Origin of the sequence: Actinoplanes sp. NPDC049118, assembly GCF_040648555.1 — a bacterium.
In the GTDB taxonomy this organism is placed as follows: domain Bacteria; phylum Actinomycetota; class Actinomycetes; order Mycobacteriales; family Micromonosporaceae; genus Actinoplanes.
In genome coordinates this window covers 1-1118 of record NZ_JBEZDY010000083.1, presented here as the reverse complement: position 1 = coordinate 1118, position 1118 = coordinate 1, and the positions used below count along the sequence as shown (strand labels likewise).

1 rRNA gene is annotated in these 1118 nt (G+C 49.4%); it reads left to right on the top strand.

From position 1 onward, the window contains the following. Window positions 1-144: 144 nt before the first annotated feature. A 16S ribosomal RNA gene (locus tag AB0B58_RS42315) occupies window positions 145-1118 on the top strand; the annotation flags it as partial.

The window sequence follows — 1118 nt, the reverse complement described above, 5'->3', positions numbered from 1 at the left end:
GCAAGAGACGAGGGTCTTGAAGCGATAAGCTAGACCATTGAAAACTGAATAAAGAAGAATGACTCATGTGATGTAGTAAGATACATCAAAAATCTGTCAATCAATAATGAAAGACAAGCCAGTCACTAAGGTGACTTAAATACTTTATTTGAGAGTTTGATCCTGGCTCAGGACGAACGCTGGCGGCGTGCCTAATACATGCAAGTTGAGCGCTGAAGGTTGGTACTTGTACCGACTGGATGAGCAGCGAACGGGTGAGTAACGCGTGGGGAATCTGCCTTTGAGCGGGGGACAACATTTGGAAACGAATGCTAATACCGCATAAAAACTTTAAACACAAGTTTTAAGTTTGAAAGATGCAATTGCATCACTCAAAGATGATCCCGCGTTGTATTAGCTAGTTGGTGAGGTAAAGGCTCACCAAGGCGATGATACATAGCCGACCTGAGAGGGTGATCGGCCACATTGGGACTGAGACACGGCCCAAACTCCTACGGGAGGCAGCAGTAGGGAATCTTCGGCAATGGACGAAAGTCTGACCGAGCAACGCCGCGTGAGTGAAGAAGGTTTTCGGATCGTAAAACTCTGTTGGTAGAGAAGAACGTTGGTGAGAGTGGAAAGCTCATCAAGTGACGGTAACTACCCAGAAAGGGACGGCTAACTACGTGCCAGCAGCCGCGGTAATACGTAGGTCCCGAGCGTTGTCCGGATTTATTGGGCGTAAAGCGAGCGCAGGTGGTTTATTAAGTCTGGTGTAAAAGGCAGTGGCTCAACCATTGTATGCATTGGAAACTGGTAGACTTGAGTGCAGGAGAGGAGAGTGGAATTCCATGTGTAGCGGTGAAATGCGTAGATATATGGAGGAACACCGGTGGCGAAAGCGGCTCTCTGGCCTGTAACTGACACTGAGGCTCGAAAGCGTGGGGAGCAAACAGGATTAGATACCCTGGTAGTCCACGCCGTAAACGATGAGTGCTAGATGTAGGGAGCTATAAGTTCTCTGTATCGCAGCTAACGCAATAAGCACTCCGCCTGGGGAGTACGACCGCAAGGTTGAAACTCAAAGGAATTGACGGAGCGAGTCGCCCAGCAGCACAGCGAACTCGTCGCCGCCGAGC